Annotated in this window: 24 protein-coding genes and 1 tRNA gene; 9 read left to right on the top strand and 16 right to left on the bottom strand. The window is 72.7% G+C overall.

The genetic code is table 11. From position 1 onward, the window contains the following. Positions 1-25: 25 nt before the first annotated feature. Positions 26-697 (bottom strand): HdaA/DnaA family protein, encoded by a 672-nt coding sequence (locus DRV84_RS02285; RefSeq protein WP_115978219.1) that lies wholly within the window; start codon positions 695-697, stop codon positions 26-28. Next, positions 694-1,770 (bottom strand): AI-2E family transporter, encoded by a 1,077-nt coding sequence (locus tag DRV84_RS02280; RefSeq protein WP_115978216.1) that lies wholly within the window; start codon positions 1,768-1,770, stop codon positions 694-696. Before DRV84_RS02280 ends, DRV84_RS02285 begins: the two co-directional genes overlap by 4 nt. Positions 1,771-1,911: 141 nt before the next feature. On the opposite strand from DRV84_RS02280, the gene proS reads away from it, so the two are divergent. After that, the gene (proS, locus tag DRV84_RS02275) at positions 1,912-3,249 is read left to right on the top strand and encodes a proline--tRNA ligase (RefSeq protein WP_115978213.1); all 1,338 of its coding nucleotides are present in this window, start codon (positions 1,912-1,914) and stop codon (positions 3,247-3,249) included. A 329-nt stretch (positions 3,250-3,578) separates the two neighbouring features. Here the strand turns inward: proS and DRV84_RS02270 are convergent, their stop codons facing one another. Then, on the bottom strand, positions 3,579-6,326 hold the full coding sequence (locus DRV84_RS02270; protein ID WP_115978211.1) for a hypothetical protein: 2,748 nt from the start codon (positions 6,324-6,326) through the stop codon (positions 3,579-3,581). A 161-nt stretch (positions 6,327-6,487) separates the two neighbouring features. Between DRV84_RS02270 and DRV84_RS02265 the strand changes: the two genes are divergently transcribed. Further along, positions 6,488-7,180, top strand: a complete 693-nt coding sequence (locus DRV84_RS02265; protein WP_115978209.1) for an SIMPL domain-containing protein — start codon at positions 6,488-6,490, stop codon at positions 7,178-7,180. A 35-nt stretch (positions 7,181-7,215) separates the two neighbouring features. Here DRV84_RS02265 and DRV84_RS02260 read toward each other — a convergent pair whose 3' ends face one another. Then, positions 7,216-8,517 (bottom strand): O-acetylhomoserine aminocarboxypropyltransferase/cysteine synthase family protein, encoded by a 1,302-nt coding sequence (locus DRV84_RS02260; protein WP_115978207.1) that lies wholly within the window; start codon positions 8,515-8,517, stop codon positions 7,216-7,218. Positions 8,518-9,007: 490 nt separating this feature from the next. Between DRV84_RS02260 and DRV84_RS02255 the strand changes: the two genes are divergently transcribed. Both DRV84_RS02255 and DRV84_RS02250 read left to right on the top strand, forming a co-directional pair. Continuing rightward, positions 9,008-9,466 carry a c-type cytochrome gene (locus tag DRV84_RS02255; RefSeq protein ID WP_115978468.1) on the top strand — a complete coding sequence of 153 codons (459 nt, stop codon included), beginning with the start codon at positions 9,008-9,010 and terminating at the stop codon, positions 9,464-9,466. 3 nt (positions 9,467-9,469) lie between these two features. Beyond that, positions 9,470-10,120 carry a cytochrome b/b6 domain-containing protein gene (locus DRV84_RS02250; protein WP_115978204.1) on the top strand — a complete coding sequence of 217 codons (651 nt, stop codon included), beginning with the start codon at positions 9,470-9,472 and terminating at the stop codon, positions 10,118-10,120. Between the two features lie 62 nt (positions 10,121-10,182). Here the strand turns inward: DRV84_RS02250 and DRV84_RS02245 are convergent. After that, positions 10,183-10,258: transfer RNA gene (locus DRV84_RS02245), tRNA-Val, on the bottom strand. A gap of 102 nt (positions 10,259-10,360) precedes the next feature. Between DRV84_RS02245 and DRV84_RS02240 the strand changes: the two genes are divergently transcribed. After that, positions 10,361-11,209: a bifunctional allantoicase/(S)-ureidoglycine aminohydrolase gene (locus tag DRV84_RS02240; protein WP_115978201.1), complete on the top strand. Its 849-nt coding sequence runs from the start codon at positions 10,361-10,363 to the stop codon at positions 11,207-11,209. A gap of 151 nt (positions 11,210-11,360) precedes the next feature. Then, positions 11,361-12,365: a hypothetical protein gene (locus DRV84_RS02235; protein ID WP_115978199.1), complete on the top strand. Its 1,005-nt coding sequence runs from the start codon at positions 11,361-11,363 to the stop codon at positions 12,363-12,365. 261 nt (positions 12,366-12,626) lie between these two features. Here the strand turns inward: DRV84_RS02235 and DRV84_RS02230 are convergent, their stop codons facing one another. Continuing rightward, a complete protein-coding gene (locus tag DRV84_RS02230; protein WP_115978197.1) occupies positions 12,627-13,013 on the bottom strand; it encodes a HesB/IscA family protein in 387 nt (128 codons plus the stop codon). A 72-nt stretch (positions 13,014-13,085) separates the two neighbouring features. Further along, positions 13,086-13,448 carry an SUF system Fe-S cluster assembly protein gene (locus DRV84_RS02225; RefSeq protein ID WP_115978195.1) on the bottom strand — a complete coding sequence of 121 codons (363 nt, stop codon included), beginning with the start codon at positions 13,446-13,448 and terminating at the stop codon, positions 13,086-13,088. 125 nt (positions 13,449-13,573) lie between these two features. On the opposite strand from DRV84_RS02225, the gene DRV84_RS15930 reads away from it, so the two are divergent. Next, positions 13,574-13,993 (top strand): DUF6525 family protein, encoded by a 420-nt coding sequence (locus tag DRV84_RS15930; protein ID WP_147298820.1) that lies wholly within the window; start codon positions 13,574-13,576, stop codon positions 13,991-13,993. Between the two features lie 39 nt (positions 13,994-14,032). Here the strand turns inward: DRV84_RS15930 and rimK are convergent, their stop codons facing one another. Continuing rightward, positions 14,033-15,442, bottom strand: coding sequence for a 30S ribosomal protein S6--L-glutamate ligase (rimK, locus tag DRV84_RS02215; protein ID WP_115978191.1), 1,410 nt, complete (start codon positions 15,440-15,442; stop codon positions 14,033-14,035). Positions 15,443-15,646: 204 nt separating this feature from the next. On the opposite strand from rimK, the gene msrB reads away from it, so the two are divergent. Then, the gene (gene msrB, locus DRV84_RS02210) at positions 15,647-16,117 is read left to right on the top strand and encodes a peptide-methionine (R)-S-oxide reductase MsrB (protein WP_115978189.1); all 471 of its coding nucleotides are present in this window, start codon (positions 15,647-15,649) and stop codon (positions 16,115-16,117) included. Positions 16,118-16,284: 167 nt separating this feature from the next. Here the strand turns inward: msrB and DRV84_RS02205 are convergent, their stop codons facing one another. After that, positions 16,285-16,914 carry a J domain-containing protein gene (locus tag DRV84_RS02205; RefSeq protein WP_115978186.1) on the bottom strand — a complete coding sequence of 210 codons (630 nt, stop codon included), beginning with the start codon at positions 16,912-16,914 and terminating at the stop codon, positions 16,285-16,287. A gap of 74 nt (positions 16,915-16,988) precedes the next feature. Here DRV84_RS02205 and DRV84_RS02200 point away from each other — a divergent pair, with 74 nt between their 5' ends. Further along, positions 16,989-17,246 carry a BolA family protein gene (locus DRV84_RS02200; protein ID WP_115978184.1) on the top strand — a complete coding sequence of 86 codons (258 nt, stop codon included), beginning with the start codon at positions 16,989-16,991 and terminating at the stop codon, positions 17,244-17,246. Positions 17,247-17,250: 4 nt separating this feature from the next. Here DRV84_RS02200 and DRV84_RS02195 read toward each other — a convergent pair whose 3' ends face one another. The 7 genes from DRV84_RS02195 to pepN all read right to left on the bottom strand — a co-directional run bounded on the left by DRV84_RS02195 (position 17,251) and on the right by pepN (position 24,949). Then, positions 17,251-17,670 (bottom strand): DUF4177 domain-containing protein, encoded by a 420-nt coding sequence (locus DRV84_RS02195; protein WP_115978182.1) that lies wholly within the window; start codon positions 17,668-17,670, stop codon positions 17,251-17,253. A gap of 187 nt (positions 17,671-17,857) precedes the next feature. Continuing rightward, positions 17,858-18,088: a hypothetical protein gene (locus DRV84_RS02190; RefSeq protein ID WP_115978180.1), complete on the bottom strand. Its 231-nt coding sequence runs from the start codon at positions 18,086-18,088 to the stop codon at positions 17,858-17,860. Between the two features lie 6 nt (positions 18,089-18,094). Continuing rightward, complete coding sequence (gatB, locus tag DRV84_RS02185; protein WP_115978177.1) at positions 18,095-19,606, bottom strand: Asp-tRNA(Asn)/Glu-tRNA(Gln) amidotransferase subunit GatB; 1,512 nt, start codon at positions 19,604-19,606, stop codon at positions 18,095-18,097. A gap of 66 nt (positions 19,607-19,672) precedes the next feature. Beyond that, positions 19,673-20,875 carry a hypothetical protein gene (locus DRV84_RS02180; RefSeq protein WP_115978175.1) on the bottom strand — a complete coding sequence of 401 codons (1,203 nt, stop codon included), beginning with the start codon at positions 20,873-20,875 and terminating at the stop codon, positions 19,673-19,675. 101 nt (positions 20,876-20,976) lie between these two features. Continuing rightward, positions 20,977-21,867, bottom strand: a complete 891-nt coding sequence (locus tag DRV84_RS02175; RefSeq protein ID WP_420541632.1) for a lysophospholipid acyltransferase family protein — start codon at positions 21,865-21,867, stop codon at positions 20,977-20,979. Between the two features lie 108 nt (positions 21,868-21,975). After that, positions 21,976-22,407: a hypothetical protein gene (locus tag DRV84_RS02170; protein WP_239994963.1), complete on the bottom strand. Its 432-nt coding sequence runs from the start codon at positions 22,405-22,407 to the stop codon at positions 21,976-21,978. Then, positions 22,400-24,949 carry an aminopeptidase N gene (pepN, locus tag DRV84_RS02165; protein ID WP_115978173.1) on the bottom strand — a complete coding sequence of 850 codons (2,550 nt, stop codon included), beginning with the start codon at positions 24,947-24,949 and terminating at the stop codon, positions 22,400-22,402. The genes DRV84_RS02170 and pepN overlap by 8 nt, the downstream gene beginning before the upstream one ends. Positions 24,950-24,975: the final 26 nt, after the last annotated feature.

The raw sequence follows: 24,975 nt of genomic DNA, 5'->3' as shown, positions 1-24,975 counted from the left end.
TGACGCGCGCATGACGCCCGGCGCACTATCCCGCATCGAGCACCTGCGCCGCAAGCGCGCGGGTCAGCGGGCGCTGCGCGGCGAGCGCCGCCTGATCGAGCCGCGCCACCGCCGCCGCCGCGGCGGCGAAGGAGCGGTCGATGCGCCGCATGACGTAGGTCAGCGTCGCCGGGCTCGGCGTGAGCTGGCGGTCGGCGAAGAGCTTCGCCAGAAGCGCCGTCAAAAGCGCGTCGTCCGGCGGCAGGAGCCGCGCGTGCCCGGCCGCCTGCAGCCGGCTTTCCAGATCGGGCAGGGCGAGGCCCCAGCGCCCCGGCGCGTCGCGCGCGGTGACGAGGAGCGCGCGCCCCTCGGCGAGCGCGAGGTTGTGCAGGTGAAAGAGCGCTGCCTCTGCCGCCCGGTCGCCGGCGATGCGGTCGGCGTCCTCCACCGCCACCGGCGCGCGGGCGAGCGCGGCGACGTCGGCGCCGGCGAGATCCGCCGCCCGCACGATCGCCGCGCCGGCGAGCCCGGCCCAGACGTGGGCGAGATGCGTCTTGCCCGCGCCCTCCGGTCCGGTGAGCACCATCTTGCCGCCGGGCCAGTGACCCCATGCGTCGAGCGCGGCGAGCGCGGCGGCGTTCGCCTCGGACACGAAGAAGTCCTCCCGCCCGAGCGCCGGGCGCACGGGAAGCTCGAAGGCGAGCTGGCGCACGGTCATTCCTCCTCGCCGTCCTGCAGGGCCTCGCGCCCGCGATAGAGCCGGCTCATGCGGTATTGCTCGATGCCGAACCGCGCGAGCACGCCGAGCGCCGCGGCCACCGGTACCGCCAGCAGAAGCCCGACGAAGCCGAAGAGCGAGCCGAAGACCGAGAGCGCGAGCAGCAGCCAGACCGGATGGAGCCCGACCGAGGTGCCCACGAGGCGCGGCGTCAGCACGTTGCCCTCCACGAACTGCCCGGCCTGAAAGATCACGGCGACCGCCACGATCCAGTGCCACTCGCCCCAGAACTGGAAGAGCGCGAGCCCGATCGCGAGCGCCCCGCCGACGATGGCGCCCACGTAGGGAATGAAGGTCAGCACGCCCGCCACGAAACCCACGACGAGGCCGAAGTTCAGCCCGACGAGCATCAGCGCCACCGCGTAATAGGTGCCGAGGATCACGCAGACCGTGCCCATCCCCCGCAGGAACCCCGACATCGAGGCGTCGATCTCGGCCGCGAGGCGGCGGATCACCGGCGCGTGATCGCGCGGCAGCAGCGTGTCGATCCGGGCCACCATGCGGTCCCAGTCGAGCAGCATGTAGACCGCCACCACCGGCACGATCACGAACAGGAGCACGACGTTCAGGATCGAGCCCACCGAGGCGAGGACCGTGTTCAGAAGCTCCGCGCCGCGGGACTGCACCGTCTGGCCCACCTGGTCGAAGGTCTGCCGGAGCTGGCTGTCGGGCACGACGATGTCGGGAAAGCGGCTCACCAGAAAGTCGCGCAGCTGCGCGACGAGCACCGGCGCGATCTCGATCAGTTCGGTCGCCTGCCGGATCAGGCTCGGGATCACCAGCAGCGCGAGCACCACGAAGAGCACCACCGCCGCCACCGCGATCAGCGCCGTCGCGAGCGCGCGCGACAGCCCGAGGCGCTCCAGCCGGTCGGCGACGGGGTCGAGGAAATAGGCGATCGCCGCGCCGAGCACGAAGGGCAGCATCACGTCGCCGAGATACCAGAGCACGACGAGGAACACCGCCGCGGCGATGCCCCAGTAGGTGACCTGTTCGCGCGCCGGCAGCGCCATCGGTGCGTCCCTCCCGCTCGGCCTCGCGTCCTCTCTCGCCGCTTTCCCCGGCCCGTTCAAGGGCGGGCGTCGGCGCGGCTTGCCTCGCAGGGGAGGCTCGCCTACACCGCGCGCGCAGTGCAGATCCAGAGAGGCCGCCCCATGCGACTGTCGCGCTACTTCCTGCCCGTCCTCAAGGAGACCCCCGCCGAGGCGCAGATCGCGAGCCACCGGCTGATGCTGCGCGCCGGCATGATCAAGCAGGCGAGCGCCGGCATCTACTCGTGGCTGCCGCTGGGCTACAAGGTGCTGCGCAACATCGAGCGCATCGTGCACGAGGAACAGGCGCGCGCCGGCCACATCGCGATGCTGATGCCCACGCTGCAGTCGGCCGACCTCTGGCGCGAGAGCGGGCGCTACGACGCCTACGGGCCGGAGATGCTGCGCATCCGCGACCGGCACGAGCGCGATCTCCTCTTCGGGCCCACCAACGAGGAGCTGATCACCGACATCTTCCGCGGCCACGTCTCGAGCTACCGCGAGCTGCCGCTGACGCTCTACCACATCCAGTGGAAGTTCCGCGACGAGATCCGCCCGCGCTTCGGCGTGATGCGCGGCCGCGAGTTCTACATGAAGGACGGCTACAGCTTCGACCTCGACCGGGAGGGGGCGCTGCACGCCTACAACCGCCACTTCGTGAGCTACCTGCGCACCTTCGAGCGCATGGGGCTGCAGGCGATCCCGATGCAGGCCGAGTCGGGCCCGATCGGCGGCGACACCACGCACGAGTTCCTCGTGCTCGCCGACACGGGCGAGTCGGAGGTCTTCTACGACGCCGCCGTCACCGACATCCGCATGGGCGCGCGCGACATCGCCTACGACGACCGCGCCGCCTGTCAGGCGGTGGTGGACGAGTTCACCGCGCTCTACGCGCGCACCGACGACACCCACGAGGACGCGGTCTTCGAGGCCGAGGTGCCCGAGGACCGCCGCCGCCGCGGCCGCGGCATCGAGGTCGGGCAGATCTTCTACTTCGGCACCAAGTATTCCGACCCCATGGGCGCGAGCGTGACCGACCCCGAAGGCCACCGCGTGCCCGTGCACATGGGCAGCCATGGCATCGGCGTCTCGCGCCTCGTCGGCGCGCTGATCGAGGCCTTTCACGACGAGGCCGGCATCACCTGGCCCGAGGGGGTGACGCCCTTCCACTGCGGCATCGTCAACCTGCGCCAGGGTGACGCCGCGACCGACGCCGCCTGCGAGGGGCTCTACGCCGCGCTCGCCGCGAAGGGGCTCGAGCCGCTCTACGACGACACCGAGGAGCGCGCGGGCGCGAAGTTCGCCACGATGGACCTGATCGGCCTGCCGTGGCGCATCACCGTCGGGCCGCGCGGGCTCAAGGCGGGCAAGGTCGAGCTCACCTCCCGGCGCACCGGCGAGAGCGAGGAGCTCTCGCCCGAGTCCGCCGCCGACCGCATCGCGCAGATCTACGGCGTCTGAGGGCCCGCTCCTCCGGCCCGCGCGGGCCGTCGTCGCGCCGCGCCGCCTCCGCCGGCTCGGGGAAGGTCCGTGCGCGGCTCATGTCCGCAGGCCACGCGATTTGCTGTCGGTCGCGAGGACGCCCGCAAGGGCGGAAGAGCGGCACGGAGGGCGACGGGCGCGCGAGCGCCCCGGCCGACTCCTCCGCAGGCCCGAGCGCGGCGCTGTGTGCATCTCATCCGCGGTCGCCCACGCGGCATGCCGATGCCGCGGATCCGATCTTTCGGCGCTGAAAAAGGGGCGAAGCGTGCCGCCGCCCGAGCGAGACGGAGCGCCCGCGGCGCGGCTCCTCAGCCCTGCGGCATCCGCAGCACGAGGTTCCGCCCGTCCTTGACGTAGCGCAGCTGATCCTCGCCGATCGCGCTGATCCGGCCGCCGTCGAGGCGGTCGCCGACCTGGACCTTCTCGTACCGCCCGTCGGAGAGCCGCACCAGCGCGCGGCGGTTCGCGGGCTCGCCGTAGACGCCGATCAGGTTCACGCGGCGCAGGTCGATCGCGTCGGCCTCGGTCGCCGCGCGGGCGACGGAGGCGTTCGAGGGGATATCCGGCGCGACGCTCTGCGCAGTCGCCGGCGCGGGCAGGGCGGGCGCGGCGGCCACGACCTCGGCGAGGGAGCCGGGGCGCACCGCCGGCTCGGGCGAGGCGCGCACAGCCTGCCGGGTCCCGGCGTCCCCGTCGACCGTTTCGCGACCGGCCCCGTCGTCCCCGTCGGGCGCCTCGGCCGTCGCGTCCGGCGCCTCGGGGGTGATGTCCCCGGGTCGGAGCGGGGGATCGAGCGCGGCGAGCGGGTCCGCCTCAGCGGGGGCCTCGGCCTCCTCGTCATCCGGACCGAGCCCCGCGGGACGGGCGAGCGGGCGCAGGCCTTCGAGGGCCGCGCGCCGGGCCGCGGCCGCGCGCGCCGCCTCGGCCGCGCGGCGTTCCTCGGGCGTGGCACGCTCGGGGGGCGCGACCGGCGGGCGGCCGGCGATCACGCGCACGCCCTGCGGCGTCAGCGCGCCCTCCGGCGTCGCGACCACGAGGCCGCGCGCGTCGAGGTCGAAGACCGTCCCCGGTGGCGGCGGCACGGCCGGGCTTTCGGGGGGCGCGTCGGTCGCGCGCTCCGGCGGGCGGAGCACGCCCGCCTTGGGCGCGGGCACGGCGGCGTCGATCCCCGCGACGGCGAGCCCGGCGAGGCTGCCGGCCGCGGGCGCCCCGGGACGCTCCGGCGCTTTCTGCCAGAGGCCGGTCGCGGCGTAGCGCGCGGCGGCTTCGTCCGTGTCGAGCGGGCGCGGGGCCGGTGCCGGGGGCTCGGCCGGGCGGTCCGGCCGCGCCGCCGGCGCCGTGTCGGTCGGCCGCGCGTCGGAAGGCGTGGGCCGCTGCGCATCCGTCGTCCCGGCGGGGCCGTCGCGCGCCGTCTCCGCGACGGAGGGGGCAGGCGGGGGCGCCACCGTCGCGACGGGCGCGGGCGGCGCGCCGGGGATCAGGCGGGACAGGGCGTCCGGCGCGAGGAGGGCGGCCGACGCGCCGAGGCCGATCACGCCGACCAGAGCCACCGCAGCGATCCGCGCGCCACGCCGGCGCGGGCGCCGGTCCGGGCCGCGCCGCGCCGCGCGTTCGCCGAAACGGGTGAGGTGCAACGCCTCGTCCCCCTCCGGCCCCGCCGGGGCGGCTGCGCGCGGCGGAGCGGCCTGCGGAGGCAGGTCCGCGTCCGGCCCGGTCCCCGCGTCGCCGGTCCCCGCATCGGGCGCCCCGGCCTGCGCGGCCGCGATGTGGCGCAGGATGCGGTCCCGGCGCGCGGTCGCCTCGGGCGTGGGGGTGCCCGGCGGCGGCCGCTGCCCCGGCGTGGCCTCGCTGCGCGGCGGCTGCGCCCCGTGCGCGCGCGCCTCCGGTGCCCGGCGGAGCGAGACGGCGGGGGGCGGCCCATCCTCCCCGCCCGCCCGTCGCGTGCTGCGGAATTCCGGAACGGGCGTTTGCGGCCCTGGGCGTGGCTCCTCAGGTCCTGCCGGTGCGTCCGGGTCGGGGGCGGCGGGCGTGTCCTCAGGGCTGTGCGTCCCGCCGCGGGGCGCAATGGCCGGCCGGTCCGTGGCCGTCCGTTGCCCGCGGTCCGCGGCGTCCCCCCTGGACGGCGGCGTCGCGGACAGCCGCGGTGCGGTCGCGCGCGGGGGCTCCGTGTCCCGGCGCGGGGCGCCGCGGGTGGCGGCAGGGGGCTCGTCCGGACCGGGCACCGCCTCTCCGTCTGGCGGAGCGGCGGCGCCCTCAGCCGCGGTTCCGGGCGGGCGGGGCGGCGCGTCCGTCGCGCTGCCTTGCCGGGGTCCGCCCTCGGGCGCCGGGGCGGGGGACGCGTCCGGATGGGCGTCCGGCGACGCAGCGTCGGTCCCGTCCGGCCCGGTGGCCGGCGCGTCCGCTGGCGGCGGGCGCATCCCGGACGCGGGATCGTGTGTCGCGCCGGCCGAGGTGGAGGCGCTCGAGGGGTTACCCTCCGCCCCGGCGGCTTCCGGCGCGGGCAGGGGGGCGTCGCCGGTCACCCGCACCGGGGCCGCGTCGCGCTCCACCCGGGCGCCGCGTGCCAGAAAATCCCCGGCCGAGGCCGTCTCGCCGAAGGAGACCTCCCGCGCGAAGCCGCCGCCCTGCGGGGCCGCCACGAAAGCGACCGGGTTGAAGCGGTGTTCGAGCGCGAAGGCCTCCGCCTCCTCGAGCGTCTCGCGCGCCACGGCGGCCACATGCGTGCGCGCGCCCTCCGCCTGCCAGTCGAAGACGAGCTCCTCGACAGCATAAGGCGTCGCGCCGTCGAGCGCATCGCGCACCAGCCGCGCGCGGAGGCGATCGTCGACCGCGCCGGTCTCGATCGCCTGATAGCGGATCTGGGCGTCGGGAATTATGAGCTTCGTCAGGAGGCCGTCCGGGCGCAGCGCGCGCGCCCGCTGGCGCAGGTCGGCGAGCGCCCCCGCGAGATCCGCCGCCTCGAGCGGGACTTCGCCGACGCGCAGCCATCCATCCGGGCCGCGCAGCAGCAGAGCGATCCCGTCGAAGGTGAGCGAAAGGGCGAAATCCGGTTTCATCGCCCCGTCTTTACCATCTTTCGGTTACCAAGGTGTAGCCCCGCGGGCGTCTCGGGTCGGCTGCGGGGCGCCGGCGGCCGCCTCGCCGCGGCGACGCGCTCTTGCCGCGGGCGGCGCGCGCGCCGAGACTGCGGCCATCGCAACATCTTCGGGGGTCCGTCATGCCTATCCGCCTCGCCGCGTCCACGCTCCTCCTTCTCGCGCTCGCCACGGCCCCGGTGCAGGCCGCGGAGCGCCTCATCTCGGTGACCGGCCGCGGCGAGGTGACGGCCCCGCCCGACATGGCGGTGATCCGCCTCGGCGTGGTGGAGGAGGCTGCGACCGCGCAGGCCGCGATGCAGGCGGCGAACGACGCGGCCGCGGCCGTGCTGGCCCGGCTCCGGGCGCGCGGCATCGCGCAGCGCGACATGCAGACGAGCGAGCTGCGCCTTGCGCCGGTCCGGGCGTCGGGGCCGCAGGACGAGGGCCGGCGCATCACGGGCTTCACCGCGTCGAACGCGGTCACCGTGCGGCTGCGCGATCTCGCCGCGCTGGGCGGCGCGCTCGACGCCGTGGTGGGCGAGGGGGCGAACCGCCTCGACGGGCTGCGCTTCACCGTGGCCGACCCGGCGCCGCTGATGGAGGAGGCGCGCCGCGCCGCGGTCGCCGACGCCATGGCGCGCGCGGAGACGCTCGCCGCGGCGGCGGGCGTGACGCTCGGCCCGGTGCGGAGCATCGCGGAGCGCGGCGGCGGCGCGCCCCGGCCGATGATGAGGGAGGCGGCCCGGTCGGGCGGCGGCGTGCCGGTCGCGCCGGGCGAGATCGAGATCACGGTCGAGGTGGCGATGGAGGTCGCCATCGGCGCCGCCGAGTGAGCGCGCCGCGGGGGGCGGACCCGCGGCGCGCCGGCTCAGGCCGCGGCGGCGGTCGCGGCCTCGAGCCCCTGCGCGAGATCGGCGATCAGGTCGTCGGCGTCCTCGATCCCGATGGAGATGCGCACCACGTCCGGGCTTGCCCCCGCGGCCACCTGCTGCTCCTCGGTGAGCTGGCGGTGGGTGGTCGAGGCCGAGTGGATGATCAGCGAGCGCGTGTCCCCGAGGTTGGCGACGTGGCTGAAGAGCTGGAGGCTGTCCACGAGCTTCACGCAGGCGTCGTAACCGCCCTCGAGCGCCACGGTGAAGAGCCCGCCCGCGCCCTTGGGGCAGATGCGCGCGACGCGGTCGTGATAGGGCGAGGAGGGCAGCCCCGCGTAGGTCACCGCCTTGACCGCCGGGTGCGTCTCCAGCCAGCCGGCGACCTTCTCGGCGTTCTCGCAATGCCGCTGCATCCGGAGCGACAGCGTCTCGATCCCCATGAGCGTGTAATGCGCCGCCTGCGGGTTCAGCGTCATGCCGAGGTCGCGCAGCCCCACCGCGATGCCGTGGAAGGTGAAGGCGAGCGGCCCGAAGGTCTCGTGGAACTTGAGCCCGTGATAGGCGGGCTCGGGCGCGCTCAATGAGGGGAACTTGTCGCTCGCCGACCAGTCGAACCTGCCCGAATCCACCACGACGCCGCCCGTCACCGTGCCGTTGCCGGTCAGGAACTTGGTCATCGAATGGACGACCAGCGTCGCGCCGTGCTCGATCGGGCGGCAGAGGTAGGGCGTGGCCGAGGTGTTGTCGACGATGAGCGGCAGCCCCGCCTCGTCCGCGATCGCGGCGATCGCGTCGAGATCGGTGATGTAGCCGCCGGGGTTGGCGATCGCCTCGCAGAAGACGGCGCGCGTGTTCTCGTCGATGGCGGCGCGCACCGCGTCGAAATCGTCGAAGTCCACGAATGTCGCCGACCAGCCGAAGCGCTTGATCGTCTGGCTGAACTGCGTGACCGAGCCCCCGTAGAGACGCGTCGAGACCACGACGTTCAGCCCCGGCCCCATCAGCGGGAAGAGCGCCATGATCTGCGCCGCGTGCCCCGACGAGCAGCAGACCGCGCCCGCGCCGCCCTCGAGCGTCGCCATCCGCTCCTGCAGGACCGCGACCGTCGGGTTGGTCAGGCGCGAGTAGATGTAGCCCACTTCCTGCAGGTTGAAGAGCGCCGCCGCGTGATCCGCGTCGCGGAAGACGTAGGCCGTCGTCTGATGGATCGGCGTCTGCCGCGCGCCGGTGGCCGGGTCCGGGCGGCTCCCGGCGTGGATCTGAAGCGTGTCGAAACCATAGGCGGGTCCGTCGGACATCTCGCTCTCCCTTGCGTCATCGTGTTTGCGACGGTGTAGGGCCTTTCGGGGCCGCTCTCAATCGCGGCGCGTGCGGGCGCGGAGAAAAGGACGGCCGGTGCGCGGGACGCGCCGCGGGTGGTCCGGCGGCCCGCTGCGCAGGGGGCGCCGCAGAACGCGGTCGCGCGCGCGGCCGGGCAGGGCGGACAGGCGGCCCCGGCGGGCGCCACGGCATCGCGGCGTGCCGCCGCGCCGCCGCATTTCGAAACGTAATTTCCCGATCTGCGCGGGACCATTTCCAGCCGCCGCGCCGGGGCTTTCCAATCCTTCGGCCTGAATGAATTATATGCGACAAGGGTATGATTTTCATTGAAAATCCCGCGCGGCAGAACGTCTCATTCCGCTTTCATTCCGGATATTGCATCCGTTCGGTCGAGTGTCACCCGGGACCACCGGCCCGCGCGGGCCGGCCCGACGCTTCATAACCCGATCCGCAACCATGGAGATTTCGATGAAGACGACGACCTTCGCCGCCTGCCTTTTCGCCGCGCTGCCCGGCCTCGCCGCTGCCGACGGGCTCGAGGATATCGCCGAGGCGCGTCGCGGGTATTACAAGCTGCTGGGCTCCGACATGGCCGCGCTCGCCGCGATGGCCAAGGGCGAGGTCGAATACGACGCCGCCGTGGCCGAGACGCGCGCGCGCAACATGCAGATCCTGACGACCTACGACCGCGCGGGCCTCTACGTGCCGGGCACCTCGACCGCGGACCTGCCGGGCGAGACCCGCGCGCTCCCCGCGATTTGGGAGGACATGGCCGGCGTGCAGGAGGACGGCAAGGCCTTCGTCGCCGCCGTCGAGGAGCTTCAGGCGGCCGCCGGCGAGGGGCGCGCGGCGCTGGGCGCCGCGGTGCAGAAGGTGGGCGGCACCTGCAAGAGCTGCCACGACGACTACCGCGCCAAGGACTTCTGAGGCATGGGCGCGCCCGATGACGCGCGCGCGGGCGCCGGCGGGGGGACCGCCGGCGCCGATCCGTCGCGCGAGACCGAGACGATCCGCCTCTGGGACCCGCTGCTGCGGGTCTTTCACTGGGCGCTGGCCGCGGGCGTCGCGGCGGCCTGGCTTCTGGGCCGCTTCGGGCCGCTCGACATGACGCTGCATTTCTGGGCCGGCTACGCGGTGCTCGGCCTCCTGGCGTTCCGCGTGGTCTGGGGGCTGATCGGCCCCGCGCCGGCGCGCTTCGCGAGCTTCCTCTACCGACCAAGCGCGATCGCCGCCTACGCCCGCGGCCTCTTCCGCCGCCGCCCGAGCGGCTGGCGCGGACACAACCCGCTCGGCGGGGTCTTCGTGGTGGCGCTCCTCGTCGCCGTGGGGGCGCAGGCGATCACGGGCCTCTTCGTCGATCCGGAGGATTACATCAACGTGGGTCCCCTCGCGCAGCACGTCTCGACCGACGCCGCGCGCACGGCGCTCGCGTGGCATTCGGCGCTGGCGAAGGTGGTGCTCGCCCTCGTGGCGCTGCACGTCGCCGCGATCGTCTTCTACCGCCTGTGGAAGCGCGAGGACCTCGTCCGCCCGATGATCACCGGCCGCAAGACCGTCACACGCCACGACCCGCGCGCCTGAGCCCGGGTCCGGCGCGCCACGCAGGGGGCGCGTCGCACGACCGTACCGAACCCTCGAAACCGTGGTGGGCGGTGAGGGAGTCGAACCCCCGACATCTTCGGTGTAAACGAAGCGCTCTACCAGCTGAGCTAACCGCCCCCCGCACGCGCTTTACGCAGCGCGGCGCCGGCTGACAAGAGGCGGCGCGCCCCTCTTGCGGCGCCGGCCCGCGGGCGCGACACTCCGCGCGGAGGGACAGCCATGACACCACCTTACGCCGCTCCCGCGGGCGGCCATCCGCCGCAATCCGACCTGCTCACGGGCCGGGCCGTCTTCACCGAGGCCTACGCGGTGATCCCGCGCGACGTCCAGCGCGACATCGTGACGAGCCGCCTGCCGCACTGGGAGGGCACCCGCCTCTGGGTGCTCGCCCGGCCGATGACCGGCTTCGCCGAGACCTTCTCGCACTACGTGATGGAGGTGGCGCCGGGCGGGGGCTCCGACCGCCCGGAAAGCGACCCGCGCGCCGAGGCCGGGCTCTTCGTCACCGAAGGCGCGGTCCGGCTCACACTCGACGGCGCGGCGCAGGACCTCGGCCCCGGCCATTTCGCCTACCTGCCGCCGGGCGCCGACTGGCGCCTGCACGCGCGCGGCGAGACGCCGGCGCGCTTCCACTGGATCCGCAAGGCCTGGGTGCCGGTGGAAGGCCTCGCGCCGCCCGCGCCCTTCGTCGCCGACGAGACGCGCATCGCGCCCGAGCCGATGCCGGGCACCGAGGGGCGCTGGGCCACCACCCGCTTGATGGACCCGGACGACCTCGCGCACGACATGCACGTCACCATCGTGACGCTCCAGCCCGGCGCCGCGATCCCCTTCCTCGAGACGCACGTCATGGAGCACGGGCTCTACGTCCTCGAAGGGAAAGGCGTCTACCGGCTCAACCGCGACTGGGTGGAGGTGGAGGCGGGCGACTACATGTGGCTGCGCGCCTTCTGCCCGCAGGCCTGCTACGCGGGCGGCCCCGGGCCCTTCCGCTACCTGCTCTACAAGGACGTCAACCGCCACGCGGGCCTGGGGCCGGTGGCGGCGGGCGGACCTTCTTCTTGGTGAAAATATCCCCGCCGGAAGCCCGCCTGGCCGGGGCGCGACGCTCCGGCCGAGTGGTCGCCGCACCATGGGGCGGCGCCCCCGGCGACGCCCCGTAGTGCGTTGCGGGGCCTCGGGCGGAGACGAAGTCGCGCACGGGGAGGGCGCGCGCGACATGACCCACCAGGGCGCCGGCAGCGACACGTTCGACATCGTCGTCGTCGGGCAGGCGGGGCGGATCGGCTACGAGGCCGCGCTCTTCGCCGCCTCGCTGCGCCGCTGCAGCCCCGGCTTCGCGGGGCGGCTCTACGTGGCCGAGCCGCAGCCCGGCCCGCTCTGGCCGCGCGACCCGCGAATCGGCTGCGCGGCGACGCGCGCCCTCCTCGACGAGCTCGGGGCGGAGATCCTCCCCTTCGAGAGCCGCCACTTCGGCCATGCCTACCCTTACGGGAACAAGATCGAGGCGCTCACCGCGCTGCCCGCCGGGCGCCCCTTCGTCTTCTTCGACAGCGATACGCTGATCCTCGACGAGGTGACCCGCGTGCCCTTCGATTTCGACCGCCCCGCCGCATCGCGGCGCGTGGAGGGGACCTGGCCGAAGATCGAACTCTACGGGCCGGGCTACACCGCGATCTGGAAATCGCTCTACGACCGCTTCGGGCTCGACTTCGAAAGCTCGCTCGATCCCGCGCAGCCCGACGAGCACTGGCGGCGCTATCTCTATTTCAACGCGGGGTTCTTCCACTACCGCTGCCCGCAGACCTTCGGGCGGCGCTTCCTCGAGACGGCGCTCGCCATCCGCGACGACCCGCCGCCCGAGCTCGTGCTGCAAAGCCTCGACCCGTGGCTCGACCAGGTCGCGCTGCCGCTCGTCATCCACGGCCTCGGCGGCGGGCGCGACGCGCTCGAGCCCGGCTGGATCGACGGGCGGACGAGCTGCCACTACCGGCTGCTGCCGCTCCTCTACGCGCGCGAGCCCGACCGCGTCGTCGTGGCGCTGGAAGAGGTGGCCGCGCCGAACCGAGTGAAGAAGGTGCTCAAGCTCCACGCGCCCTTCCGCAAGATGATCTACCACGGACAGGGTCGGCGGGTGCGCGCCATGTTCGACCGCGACGACCTGCCCCGCCGCGAACAGGCGCTGCGCAACCGCATCAAGCGGGCGGGGTTCTGGATGCGCTGACGCGCCGCGCCCGGTCCGGCGCGACGTGAAATGAGCGCGCTGGCGCGCGCGAGCCCTCTGGCACTTCGTGCGATCCTCGGGGGCGCTGCCCCCGAACCCCCGGAGTATTTGTGCCAAGATGATGGTGCCTCAGGGTCGTGCCGGCCCATCATCTTGGCTGAAATACTCCGGGGGGAGTCGCGCCGACTGGCGCGACGGGGGGCAGCGCCCCCCCCATTGCGCCATCGTCGGCCGTTCGACGACTGACTGCGTGGCGCGGGGTCAGCCGCGGGCCTGCTCCTGTTCGGCCTTCAGCTCCTCGACGTCCTTGAACTTGATCGACTCGCCGCAACCGCAGGCGTCGGCGACGTTGGGGTTCCGGAAGTGGAAGCCGGACTCGAGGAGCGACGTCTGATAGTCGATTTCCGTGCCGAAGAGGAACATCTGCGCCATCGGCGCGACGAGCACGCGGGCGCCGTCCTGTTCGACCACCTCGTCGTTGGCGTCGGGCGTGTCCACGTAGTCCATGGTGTATTCCATGCCTGCGCAGCCGCCCTTCTTGACGCCGATGCGCAGGCCGTGGCGCCCGTCGCGCTCCATGAGCTTGGTGATCTGGGCGACCGCCGCCGGGGTGAGGGTGACGGCCTGCTTGCCGGGGATGCCGAACATCTGGCCTCCTTTGCCTTTGGACCGAAGATAAGCTTCGGTGCCCTTTGGCTCAATGGGCGCCGCGGCGCGCGCTCACATGAAGCCGAGTTCGAGCCGCGCCTCGTCGCTCATCATGTCCATGCCCCAGGGCGGGTCGAAGACGAGGTCGACGTCCACCTGCTTGACGCCCGGCAGCGGCTCGATCGCGTCGGCGACCCAGCCGGGCATCTCGCCCGCGACGGGGCAGCCCGGGGCGGTGAGGGTCATGATGACACTGACGGCGCCCTCGGCGTCGATCTCCACCGTGTAGATCAGGCCGAGGTCGAAGATGTTCACCGGGATCTCCGGGTCGTAGACCCCGCGCAGCGACTCGACGATCGGCTCGTAGAGGGGGTGATCCGTGCTGGACGGCTTGATCAGCGGCGTGCCCTCGAGCGGTTGGGGTGCGTCGTTCATGAGGACCTTCTCCCGGTCTTTCCGACCGAAGATATAGGGAATGCGGGCGGGAGCGTAAAGGGACCGGGGCGGTTGCCTGTCGCGGCGGGGGCGATAGCTTGACGGGGGACGACGACCGGCGGGCGATGACGATGCGACGGGTGAGCCGCACGCTCTCGAGGACGTTGCGCCGCCTCCGGCGCCCGGCCCATCGCCGCCCCGGGGCGAATGCGGCGGCGAGCACGCTGCTCGGCCGGTCGGGGGACAATTCGCTGGCCGAGTACGACGCGCTGCCCGCGCCGCTGCGCCGGTGGCTCGCCGAGGCGGCGATGCCCTGGTCGCCGCGCTCGGCGCTCCGGATCTGGCGACGGGTGCTGCGGCGCTCGGGCGGCGACGTGGCGAAGGCGCAGGCGGAGATGAGCCGGATCGAGGCCGAGCGGCTGGCCGAGGACGTCGCCCGCGTCTGGGGCCCGCGCCATCCCTATCTCTCCGAGGGCCCGGCGCGCGACCGGCCGCGGGTGCGCGCGCCCTCCGCGCCGGAGATGCGCCGGGGGCCGCGGCGCTGAGGCGCGCTCCGGCCGGCGCTCACGCGCCGTGGTCGCGGGTCATCGCGCGGAGGGGGACGTCGCGGTGCGGCGCTTGCGCACGGGCGTCGGGCGCACGCGGCGCTCGATCTCGTCGTAAAGAAGGCCGGCCACGTTCTTGCGGCTGACGGTCTCGATCCCCTCGAGCCCGGGCGAGGAGTTCACCTCGAGCACCTTCGGCCCGCTCTCGGAGCGCAGCAGGTCGACGCCGGCGAGGTTGAGGTTGAAGGCGCGCGCCGCCTTCAGCGCCGTCTCGCGCTCGGTCTTGGTGATGCGCACGCGCACCGCCGAGCCGCCGCGGTGCAGGTTGGAGCGGAAGTCGCCGTCCGCCCCGGTGCGCTTCATCGAGGCGACCACCTTGTTGCCGACGACGAGGCAGCGGATGTCCTCCCCCGCCGCTTCCTTCACGAAATCCTGCACGAGGAAATTGGCCTTCAGCCCGCGGAAGGCGTCGATCACCGACTGCGCGGCCTTCTTGGTCTCGGCCATCACGACGCCCTTTCCTTGCGTCGATTCGAGGAGCTTCACGATCAGTGGCGCGGTGCCGACGAGCTTGATCAGGCTGTCGGTGTCCTTGGGGCTCGAGGCGAAGGCGGTGTTTGGCATGCCGATGCGGTGGCGCGCCATGAGCTGATGGGCGTAGAGCTTGTCGCGGCTCGCGGCGATCCCCTCGGAGCCGTTGACGCAGAAGGTGCCGATGGTCTCGAACTGGCGCACGACGGCGGTGCCGTAGGGCGTGACCGAGGCGCCGATGCGCGGGATTACCGCGTCGTAGCGCGGCAGGCGCTTGCCGTCGTAGTGCACCTCCGGCGAGAGCGCGTTGATCGCCATGTAGCAGCGCGTGGTGTCGATCACCTCGACCGTGTGGCCGCGCCCCTCGCCCTCTTCGCGCAGGCGCCGGGTGGAATAGTTGTCCTCCCGCGAGAGCACGGCGATGCGCAGCGCCCGGTTGGGCGCGACGCTGCGCATCTTCGGGCTGTGGTAGACGTCGTAGCTGAGCTCGGGCTGGCAGAAGCGGTCGGTGGCGATGATCGTGATGTGATCCTTGAGCGCCTCGCGGCCGAGCAGCATGCGGCTCTGCATCGTCGCGCGGTTGGTGAGGGTGAGCTCGATGCGCCAGCTGTGATCGGCGACCCGGAGCGTCGAGGCGATGACGTAGCGGCTTTCGCTCTCGCCGTTGGACGAGGTCACCGTGCGCCGGTCGAGGATCACCGCCGAGCAGGGGATCACCACGTCGTCGCGCCCGGGGATCGGGTGGACCGTGAAGCGCACCCGCGGCTTGGAGGCCGGCCCGAAGGTCTCGATGTCCGAGGCGTGGAGCGCGGAGGTCCGCGCGCCGGTGTCCACCTTCGCCTTGAGCGCGGGCAGGCCGAGATCGGGCAGCGCCACCCATTCCTCCCAGCCGAAGCGGATCAGGTCGTCGTCGGCCATGCGGCTCTCCTTTCGGATCCGAGCGTAACGGGATCGCGGCGCGTGTCCATCGCGCTCATGCCGCCGGGCGCTCGCGCGTGCAAGCGGGATCGCCGGGCGGGCGCATCGGCGGGCGCGTGGGCAGGCGCACGGGCAGGCGCGGGGGCGGACGGCATTGATCGGCGGGGCGGGGCCGCCCACATGCACGGGGAAAGGAGACGACCGATGCAGCGCAGACGCTTTCTCGGCGGCGCGCTCGCCGGCCTCGGGGCCGGGGTCGCGCCGGCGGTTCAGGCAGAGGAGACGTTCGAGGTGACGCGCACCAAGGAGGAATGGAAGGCCCGCCTCTCGGATCTGGAGTACCGGGTCATGCGGCAGGAGGGGACGGAGCCCGCCTTCTCCTCGCCGTTGCACGATCTGAAGACCGAAGGCACCTACCACTGCCGCGGCTGCGACCAGCCGCTCTACTCCTCCGAGCACAAGTTCGACAGCGGCACCGGCTGGCCGAGCTTCTACAGGGCCGTCGCGGAGGACGCGGTGGCCACCAAGCGCGACTGGAAGCTGATCGTGCCGCGTACGGAGGTGCATTGCGCCCGCTGCGGCAGCCACCTGGGCCACATCTTCGACGACGGCCCGCCGCCCACGGGCAAGCGCCACTGCATCAACGGCGTCTCGCTCGTCTTCCGCGAGGCGTGAGCGCCGAAAAATCTTGAGCAAGATTTTTCGGCCCCGGCCGCCGCCGGGATCGCGCGCATCCCATGGCGCGCCCGGCATGGCCGGGGGCAGGGCGCGCCGCCGCGACGGGCGCCCCCGGCGGCGCGGCGTGAAAAACCTTCAAGGTTTTTCCGCCCGCCGCTCCCCGCTCACTTGAAGTGCCGGCTGTCCTTGAGCTGTTCCCAGGCCCACATCACGAGTTGCAGCTGCTCCTCCTGGCTGCGGTCGCCGCCGTTCATGTCCGGGTGCAGCACCTTGATGAGCGCCTTGTAGCTCTTGCGGATCTCCGCCTTCGACCAGTCGTCGCGCCCCTCGAGGATCTCGAGCGCGCGGCGCTCGGTCGGCGGCAGGCGCCGTCCCGTGGTCGCCCCGCTCTCGCGGCCCGGGTTGCGCGTGGCGTTGTCGCCGAGCACCTGGTGCGGGTCCTCGATGCCCAGCCGCGCCCAGGCGCGCGCCTCCGGATCGCGGAAGTCACGCGTCTTGCGGTCCCAGACCTTGTCCTTCGACATCTGCGCGTTGAGCTCGGCCTCGGTCGTGCCCTCGAAGAAGTTCCACTTCGTGTTGTACTCGCGCACGTGCGTCTTGCAGAACCAGTAGAAGTCGTCGAGCACGTCGGGCGCCTTGGGCGCGCGGTAGAGGCCCGGCTCCTCGCAGCCCTCGTGGTCGCAGACGCGGGTCGAGGTCTCCGACGCGCCGGACATGGCCTTCCGCCCGCGCGGCTTCTTCTTCTTCGCGGAGGACACCGAGATGTCGAATCCGAAAGGGTCGGGTTTGCGCATCGTCTCACCTTTTCGACTCGGAGGCGGGAGTTTAGACTTCGGGGCGTGAATTTGAAGGGGGCAGGGGACCAAAAGTGTCACGCACAGAAGAGATACGTCACGCGCTCGAGGCGGCCTTCGCGCCTACAGAGCTCGAGGTGGTCGACGAGAGCGAGCGCCACCGCGGCCACGCGGGCTACCAGGAGGGCGGCGAGAGCCACTTCCGCGTGACCATCCGCGCCCCGGCCTTCGCCGGGCAGTCGCGCCTCGCCCGGCACCGGGCGGTGCACGCCGCGCTCGGGGCCGATCTGGTGGGGCGCATTCACGCGCTCGCGCTCGACATCGACGCCTGAGCGGTCAGCCGTCCCCGTCCGCATCGCCGCGCCGCACGGACCAGAGGCGCCGGCCCGCGGGAGGGGCGCCGGGCTCCTCGCAGCCGGCGCGCAGGACGCCGGGCAGGGGCATCGCCTCGGCCGGCGCGGCGCGGTCTGGCGCCGCGCCCGGGGCGGCCTGCGGAGCGCCCGCGTCGTCCCGGCGGCTCTCGCGCACCGCGCGGCGGAAGATCAGCACCGTGCGCCACTGCGTCGTCCGGCCGCCGAGGCCCTTGCGCTCCTCCGAAGGCAGGGTCTCCGCGCGGAGGTACTCCCATCCTTCGGCCGCCTGCGCGTTCATCAGGTTTTCGACCGAGCGCGCGAAGCGGGCCTCCGGCGCGCGGACGCCCTTCACTTTCTCCGCGCGCGCCGGCGCGGGCACGACCTTGTATTCGTAGGCGGACATCGCGGCCTCCAGCCGTTGGCGGAGGCGACGCTAGCAGGGCCGGGGGGCGAAGGCCAGCTTGCGGCGCGGCCTCACTCCGCCGGCGGACGACGGCGGGCGTCGATGCGCCGCGCCTCGGCGCGCAGGAGCGCGATGCCGACGCCCGCCACTGCGAGCGCGAGGAGGGGAACGGCGAATTCGAACAGGGTCATGCGCGGGGCTCCTTCCTCAGCATGCCCGGAATATGGTGCGCCGCGGCGTGTAGTGCCAGTCCGGCGACGCTCCACCAAAGCGTGATCCGGCCAAGCACCGCGCCCTGCTCGACCAGCGGGCGGATCAGGGCGAATGCGATGAGCCCCAGTCCCACCGCGTTCAGAAAGCCCGAGAAGAGCTTCACCCGCTCGTTGTGGACGAGGATCTCGTCACGCAGCGGGCGCATCGGGCCTCAGAGCCCCAGCTTCGCCGCCACGATCTCGTTGACCGCCTTCGGGTTGGCCTTGCCGCCGGTGGCCTTCATCACCTGTCCGACGAACCAGCCGGCGAGCTTGGGGTTGTCCTTGGCTTTCTCGACCTGCGCGGGGTTCGCGGCGATCACCTTGTCGACCTCCGCCTCGATCGCAGCGGTGTCGGTGACCTGCTTCATGCCGCGCGCCTCCACGATCTCGGCCGGGTCGCCGCCCTCGGTATAGACGATCTCGAAAAGGTCCTTGGCGATCTTGCCGGAGATGTCGCCGCCCGTGATCAGGTCGATCACGGCGCCGAGCTGCGCGGGGCTCACCGGGCTTTCGGTGATGTCGCGCTCATCCTTCTTGAGCCGGCCGAAGAGCTCGTTGATGACCCAGTTCGCGGCCTGTTTGCCGTCCCGGCCCTCCGCCACCTGCTCGAAGTAGTCGGCCGCGGCGACCTCGGCGGTCAGCACGCCCGCGTCGTACTCGGTGAGCCCGTAGTCGGTCACGAAGCGCGCCTTCTTGGCGTCGGGCAACTCCGGCAGGCCGGCCGCGATGTCGTCCACCCAGGCCTGCTCGAGTTCCAGCGGCAGGAGGTCCGGGTCGGGGAAATAGCGGTAGTCGTGCGCCTCCTCCTTGGAGCGCATCGAGCGCGTCTCGCCCCGGTCGGGGTCGTAGAGGCGCGTCTCCTGAACTACCTCGCCGCCCTCCTCGAGAAGGGCGATCTGGCGGCGCGCCTCGTAGTCGATGGCCTGCTGGATGAAGCGCATCGAGTTCATGTTCTTGATCTCGCACCGCGTGCCGAGGTGCGAGGGATCGCCCGTTTCCATGAACTTCTCGTAGGCACCCGGACGGCAGACCGAGACGTTCACGTCCGCGCGCAGGTTGCCCGACTGCATGTTGCCCTCGCAGGTGCCGAGGTAGCGCATGATCTGCCGCAGCTTGGTGAGATAGGCCGCCGCCTCCTCGGGGCCGCGGATGTCGGGGCGCGAGACGATCTCCATCAGCGCGACGCCCGTGCGGTTGAGGTCCACGAAGGACATGGCCGGGTCCATGTCGTGGATCGACTTGCCGGCGTCCTGCTCGACGTGGATACGCTCGATCCGCACGCGCCGCGCGACGCCGGGGGCTATGTCCACCAGCACCTCGCCCTCGCCGACGAGGGGGTGGTAGAGCTGGCTGATCTGGTAGCCCTGCGGCAGGTCCGGGTAGAAGTAGTTCTTGCGGTCGAAGGCGGAGCGGAGATTGATCGCCGCCTTCAGGCCGAGCCCCGTGCGCACGGCCTGCGCGATGCAGTACTCGTTCACGACCGGCAGCATGCCGGGCATCGCCGCGTCGACGAAGGCGACGTTGGAATTGGGCTCCGCGCCGAACTCGGTCGAGGCGCCGGAGAAGAGCTTGGCCTTCGAGGCGACCTGCGCGTGCACCTCCATGCCGATGACCAGCTCCCAGTCGTGGCGGGCGCCGGCGATGACCTTGGGCTTGGGCGGTTCGTGGGCGAGATCGAGCATGAGACGCTCCCGGAGCTGCGACGGCCCCGAGGTAGCCAAAGCCGCGGCCGGGCGCAATCCTGCGCGTCAGCCCGCCTGCATCAGCCCCGCCGCCTCGTCGAGCGCGGCCCGGGCGAGGCGCTCGCCCGTCTCCATCGCCGACATGCGGTCTCCGGTGTGACCCGCCGTCTCGGCCCAGACGACCGGGTGGATCTCGCTCATCTGCGTGCGCAGGATGTGCTGCCCCGCCTCGCGCACCGCGGCGCGGCGCGCGGCGATGGCGGCGGTGTCCGCCGCGCCGGCGCGGCGGTCGGGCGCGAGCACGCAGAAGGCGGCCAGCTGGTTCAGCAGGTGCTGGTCCTCGTGACGCAGCAGGATGTCCTCGATCCCGCGGAGGAGGTGCGCGCTGTCCACCCGCTCGAAGCCGCGCGGATCGGCGAGCAGCGCGTCGCGCCAGCACCAGGTGTAGCCGCCCGCGCCCCAGATGTCGGCGGTGCGCTCCGCGGTGTCGCGCGCCGCGCGCTCGAGGACCGGTAAGGCGCCGAGCCCGCGCGCCCGCAGCGCCCGGCCGAGCGCGCGCATGTGGCGCGGGTTCGCCGGGTCGAGGTCGATCAGGTCCTCGTAGAGGTCGGTCAGATGTGCGGCGTCGGCCTGCCAGACCGGGGCGAGGACGCAATGCGCCGCGGCGATCGCCGGGCTGTCGAGGGCGATCGGGTCGAAGTCCTCGAGGACATGGGCGGCCTGCGCGAGGTGGGAATGGTAGTCCATGCGGCGTTCGACCGGCAGATCGGCGGGCGCCGCGCCGTCCCGCGCGGCCTCGGCGGTGGCGATCTCGGCCCAGGCCACGGCGAGCGCGAGGCCGGGCTGGTCGGCCGCCTCGGCGCGCAGATCGTGCAGCCAGGCGAGACCCGGCGCCGTCGCGCCGTCCGGTCCCGGCTCCAGCGCATCGGCGACCGCGCCGCGCGCCAGCAGCTCGGCGACGAGCTCCCCGCCCGGCGTGGCGGCGCGTGCCGCGTCGGTCTCGCGGATCAACGCGTCGAGCTCGTCCCAGCGGTCCTGCCGCGCGAGGAAGAGGCCCTGTCCGTGGTAGCTCTTGGCGTCGTGCTCGTCGCGGGTCACGTCGCGCACCGGCAAATCCGCGGCGCCGAGTGCGGCGCGCCGCCGCGCCGCGCGCGAGGGGCCGAGGCGGAGGGCCGGTCGCGCCTCCCCGGTCGGGGTCTCGGCGGCTGCGTCCGCGGGCGCGCGCACCGCGCCGAGAACCCGTCTGAAGATGATTCCGAGGGCGCTCATGGCGCGCCATCCCTTCCCGTTGCGCCTCGCTCCCGTTGTCGCGGGGCAATCGGGCAGAAATCGGGCAGGGGCGCGAAATTCTTCGCGCTCTGCGTGTCCGCTCAGTTCGAGGTGGTCTGACGAATCCAGGAGGGCCGGCGCGTGTTGTCCACGAGCGAGACCGCCGGCGCGCGGTGCCCGCCGAGCGCGAGCGTCGCCCGGCGCAGGAGCGCGATGCCCTCCTCCGATTTCGCCGGCAGCGAGCGGGGCGAGATCGCCTCGCCCACGGTGATGCGGTAGGGCTGGCGGTCCTTGTTCAGCGTCTCGTGGAAGAGCGTGATGTCGCGCAGCGTCGGGTGCATGAGGTCGAAGAGATAGAAGAGCGCGGAGTTGCGCGCCCGGATGTTCACCGGGATCACCGGCAGGTCGAACTTGCGCGCGATCATCGCCGCCGAGGGCATCCACTCGCGCTCGTGCAGGCTGAGCCCGCGGCGCTTGGCGAGCCGGCCGGAGGGGAAGATCACGCCGAGCCGCCCTTCGTCCACGGCCTGCCGGGTATAGGCCATCGTCTCGCGCGTCTTGCCGTGGGTGCGCTTTTCCCGGCGCCACTCCACGGGCGCGATCATGCGCTCCATCTGCGGCATGACGCGCAGGATGTCGTGGTTGGCGAAAAAGTAGAGATCGGGCCTGAGCTCGCCGAGCGCGGCGTGCAGCATGATGCCGTCGGCGATTCCCGTCGGGTGGTTGGCCACCACCAGCGCCGCGCCCTGCCGCGGGATGTTGTCGAGGCCCGAGGCCTCCATGTCCCGCGCGAGGCGGCGCGCCATCTCCTGCATGATGCGCTCGGGCGGGAGATGCTCCAGCGCCTCGCCCAGGGCCACGGTGCGGTCGTAGCCGAGGATCGCGTTGAGCACGGCGCGCGCGGGCGCGACGCCGGGCCTGTCCGAGAAAAGCCAGGGCGCGCGTTCGGCGATCAGCGGGTCGATCCGGTCCTTCATGGCGCCCTTGAACATCTGCGTTGCGACGATCCTGTGACTGTGCGCGGAAAATTGCACGGATCGACCGAAGCTGGAACCCCCAAGAGCGCGATCCGGTTCCCGATGGCGACCTGCCGCCCGGCGCTAGAAGAGCGCGAAGTGATGGCGCTCGGTCCGCAGGCCGCGCGCGGCGAGCGCCGCCTCGAGCCTGCGCCAGGGCGGGAGGCTCTCCTGCGGCAGCCGGATCTTGCGGCCCGAGTGCAGCACCAGCGTCACCTTCACAGTGAGATCGAGCCGCGTGTCGAAGCGCACCCGGTCGATCCGGGCGAAGGCCACCTCGCCCTCGGCGCGCCCTGCGTGCCAGCGGATGCGGTCGTCGTCGAGCGCGAGCCCCGCCCGGCGGTCCGAGACGAGATCCCAGACCGCCGGCAGCGTGAAGAGCGCCGGCACCGCCATCACCCAGAACGCCGCGTCGAGCACGAGGACGGCCGCCCCCATGGCGGCCCAGACCGCCACGAGGGCGAGCGCCGTGCGCCGCGTACGGCCCGTGCGCTCGAAGCGGAGGGGCTCAGGCAAGCATCCGGCCGACCATCTCGGCCCCGTCGCGCGAGAGCCCCGGCGTGGCCGCGATGCGCTCCAGCGCGGCCCGGGCGTGCGCCTGCCGCCCCGCGTCGTAGCGCCGCCATGTCTGGAAGGCGGTCATCATGCGTGCCGCGGTCTGCGGGTTCACCGGGTCGAGCCGGATCAGCCAGTCGGCGAGCAGCGCGTAGCCCGCCCCGTCCGCGCGGTGAAAGCCCGCGTGATGCCCGGCGAGCGCGCCCAGCACCGCGCGGAAGCGGTTGGGGTTCTTCATGTCGAAGGCCGGGTGCCCGGTCAGCCGGCGCGCGGTCTCGACGGCCGCCTCGGGCGTGGCTTCCATGATCTGCAGGCCGAACCACTTGTCCATCACGAGGCGGTCGTCCTGCCAGCGCTCGTGGAAGGCGGCGAGCTCGGGACTGCCCTTGCCCGCGCGCAGGAGGCAGGCGAGCGCGGCGAGCGTGAGCGTCATGTTGTCGGCTTCGGCGTATTGCCGCGCCGCCCGCTCGCCGCCGTCGCGCCGGGTGATGAGCCCCAGCATCGCGTTGGCGAGCGTGCGCTTGCCCGACTGCTCGGCGTCGGGGATGTAGGGTCCGGTGACCCGCATCGCGTCGTAGAGCGCCGGCGCGAGATCGGCGAGGTGCAGCGCCAGCGCCTCCTTCAGCCCCTCGACCGCGCCCCAGATCGCGTCCGGGTCCGGCGTCTCGCCCCGGTCGGCGAGCGACTGCGCGAGCTCGGACTGCGTGGGCAGCGCGAGCATCTGCGCGCGGAACGCCGGCTCGAAGCTTTCGTCGCGCAGGATCGCGGCGACCCCCTCGAGCCAGGCGGCGTCCGGCGCGGCGCCCGTGCGCACCGTGGCGATCAGGCTCTCGCGGGCGAGGGCGCGCCCCGCCTCCCACTTGTTGAAGGGGTCGGTGTCGTGCGCCATCAGGAAGGCGCGCTCGTCCCGGTCCGCCGCCCGCTCCAGCACCACGGGCGCGGAGAAGCCGCGCAGGATGGAGGGCACCGGCTTCGACGCGAGCCCCTCGAAGGTGAAGCTCTGCCGCGCCTCGGTCATCTCGAGCACCCGCGTCGGCACGACCTCGTCCCCGTTGGGCGAAAGAAGGCCCAGGGCGATCGGCAGGACCAGCGGTTTCTTCTCTTCCTGTCCCGGCGTGGGCGGCGTGTGCTGCGTGAAGGTGAGGGTATAGGTGCCGCCCTCGAAGCTTTCCTCGACCGAGAGGCGCGGCGTGCCGGCCTGTTCGTACCAGAGCTTGAACTGGCTCAGGTCGCGGCCCGTCGCGTCCTCGAAGACCTTGAGCCAGTCCTCGATGGTGCAGGCCTGCCCGTCGTGGCGGTCGAAGTAGAGATCGAGCGCCTTCGCATAGCCGTCGTCGCCCACGAGGCGCTTGAGCATGCCGATCACCTCGGCGCCCTTCTCGTAGACGGTCGCGGTGTAGAAGTTGTTGATCTCCTGATAGCTTTCGGGGCGGACGGGGTGCGCGAGCGGGCCCTGGTCCTCGGGGAACTGGCGCGCGCGCAGCATGCGCACGTCCTCGATCCGCTTGACGGCGGCGGAGCGCAGATCGGCCGTGAATTCCTGATCGCGGAAGACCGTGAGCCCCTCCTTCAGGCAGAGCTGGAACCAGTCGCGGCAGGTGATGCGGTTGCCCGTCCAGTTGTGGAAATACTCGTGCGCGATGATCGATTCGATGCGCTCGAAATTGGCGTCGGTCGCCGTCTCCGGGCTCGCCAGCACGGCGGCGGAGTTGAAGATGTTGAGCCCCTTGTTCTCCATCGCGCCCATGTTGAAATCGTCCACGGCGACGATGTTGAACACGTCGAGGTCGTATTCGCGCCCGTAGCGCTCTTCGTCCCAGCGCATGGATGTCCCGAGCGCCTCCATCGCCCAGGCGCATTTGCCCTCGTCGCCCGGGCGCACCCAGACGGCGAGATCGACGGTCCGGCCCGAGCGGGTGACGAAGCTGCCGCGCTCGGCCACCAGATCGCCGGCCACCAGCGCGAAGAGATAGGCGGGCTTCGGCCACGGGTCGTGCCACTCGGCCCAGCCCTCGCCCACGCCCACCGGGTTGCCGTTCGAGAGCATCACCGGCGCCTCGCCCTCGATCCGCACGGTGAAGGGCGCCATGACGTCGGGGCGGTCGGGGTAGTAGGTGATCTTGCGGAAGCCCTCGGCCTCGCACTGGGTGCAGTACATGCCGCGCGACATGTAGAGCCCCTCGAGCGCGGTGTTGGCCTCCGGCGCGATCTCGACCTCTGCCTCCCAGGTGAAGGGGCCGTCGGGCACCGTGCAGGTCAGGCCCGCGGCCGTGAGCTCGGGCGTCACCTCCGCCCCGTCGATCGCCGCGCGGATGAGCGTGAGCTCCTCGCCATGCAGAAAGAAGGCGCCGCCGGCCGCATCGGGGTTCGGACGGAAGCAGATGCGGCTCAGAACCCGGGTCGCCCGGGGCGCGAGGCGGAAGGTCAGATGCACCTCCTCCACCAGGAAGGCGGGCGGCGCGTAATCGCTCAGGTGCACGGTCTGCGGCGCGGCGTCCTTCATGGCGGTCTCCTCTGGTCTTTTCCGGG

The sequence above is a fragment of the Rhodosalinus sediminis genome (assembly GCF_003385555.1).
Classification (GTDB): Bacteria; Pseudomonadota; Alphaproteobacteria; order Rhodobacterales; family Rhodobacteraceae; genus Rhodosalinus; species Rhodosalinus sediminis.
The sequence above is the reverse complement of the archived record's forward strand: the minus strand, read 5'-3'. Positions and strand labels throughout refer to the sequence as shown.

What these genes read in the sequence shown, in the direction of transcription:
- DRV84_RS02285 (WP_115978219.1), bottom strand. Translation starts at nt 697, where the DNA reads ATGACCGTGCGCCAGCTCGCCTTCGAGCTTCCCGTGCGCCCGGCGCTC.
- DRV84_RS02280 (WP_115978216.1), bottom strand. Translation starts at nt 1,770, where the DNA reads ATGGCGCTGCCGGCGCGCGAACAGGTCACCTACTGGGGCATCGCCGCG.
- proS (WP_115978213.1), top strand. Translation starts at nt 1,912, where the DNA reads ATGCGACTGTCGCGCTACTTCCTGCCCGTCCTCAAGGAGACCCCCGCC.
- DRV84_RS02270 (WP_115978211.1), bottom strand. Translation starts at nt 6,326, where the DNA reads ATGAAACCGGATTTCGCCCTTTCGCTCACCTTCGACGGGATCGCTCTG.
- DRV84_RS02265 (WP_115978209.1), top strand. Translation starts at nt 6,488, where the DNA reads ATGCCTATCCGCCTCGCCGCGTCCACGCTCCTCCTTCTCGCGCTCGCC.
- DRV84_RS02260 (WP_115978207.1), bottom strand. Translation starts at nt 8,517, where the DNA reads ATGTCCGACGGACCCGCCTATGGTTTCGACACGCTTCAGATCCACGCC.
- DRV84_RS02255 (WP_115978468.1), top strand. Translation starts at nt 9,008, where the DNA reads ATGAAGACGACGACCTTCGCCGCCTGCCTTTTCGCCGCGCTGCCCGGC.
- DRV84_RS02250 (WP_115978204.1), top strand. Translation starts at nt 9,470, where the DNA reads ATGGGCGCGCCCGATGACGCGCGCGCGGGCGCCGGCGGGGGGACCGCC.
- DRV84_RS02240 (WP_115978201.1), top strand. Translation starts at nt 10,361, where the DNA reads ATGACACCACCTTACGCCGCTCCCGCGGGCGGCCATCCGCCGCAATCC.
- DRV84_RS02235 (WP_115978199.1), top strand. Translation starts at nt 11,361, where the DNA reads ATGACCCACCAGGGCGCCGGCAGCGACACGTTCGACATCGTCGTCGTC.
- DRV84_RS02230 (WP_115978197.1), bottom strand. Translation starts at nt 13,013, where the DNA reads ATGTTCGGCATCCCCGGCAAGCAGGCCGTCACCCTCACCCCGGCGGCG.
- DRV84_RS02225 (WP_115978195.1), bottom strand. Translation starts at nt 13,448, where the DNA reads ATGAACGACGCACCCCAACCGCTCGAGGGCACGCCGCTGATCAAGCCG.
- DRV84_RS15930 (WP_147298820.1), top strand. Translation starts at nt 13,574, where the DNA reads ATGACGATGCGACGGGTGAGCCGCACGCTCTCGAGGACGTTGCGCCGC.
- rimK (WP_115978191.1), bottom strand. Translation starts at nt 15,442, where the DNA reads ATGGCCGACGACGACCTGATCCGCTTCGGCTGGGAGGAATGGGTGGCG.
- msrB (WP_115978189.1), top strand. Translation starts at nt 15,647, where the DNA reads ATGCAGCGCAGACGCTTTCTCGGCGGCGCGCTCGCCGGCCTCGGGGCC.
- DRV84_RS02205 (WP_115978186.1), bottom strand. Translation starts at nt 16,914, where the DNA reads ATGCGCAAACCCGACCCTTTCGGATTCGACATCTCGGTGTCCTCCGCG.
- DRV84_RS02195 (WP_115978182.1), bottom strand. Translation starts at nt 17,670, where the DNA reads ATGTCCGCCTACGAATACAAGGTCGTGCCCGCGCCGGCGCGCGCGGAG.
- DRV84_RS02190 (WP_115978180.1), bottom strand. Translation starts at nt 18,088, where the DNA reads ATGCGCCCGCTGCGTGACGAGATCCTCGTCCACAACGAGCGGGTGAAG.
- gatB (WP_115978177.1), bottom strand. Translation starts at nt 19,606, where the DNA reads ATGCTCGATCTCGCCCACGAACCGCCCAAGCCCAAGGTCATCGCCGGC.
- DRV84_RS02180 (WP_115978175.1), bottom strand. Translation starts at nt 20,875, where the DNA reads ATGAGCGCCCTCGGAATCATCTTCAGACGGGTTCTCGGCGCGGTGCGC.
- DRV84_RS02175 (WP_420541632.1), bottom strand. Translation starts at nt 21,867, where the DNA reads ATGTTCAAGGGCGCCATGAAGGACCGGATCGACCCGCTGATCGCCGAA.
- pepN (WP_115978173.1), bottom strand. Translation starts at nt 24,949, where the DNA reads ATGAAGGACGCCGCGCCGCAGACCGTGCACCTGAGCGATTACGCGCCG.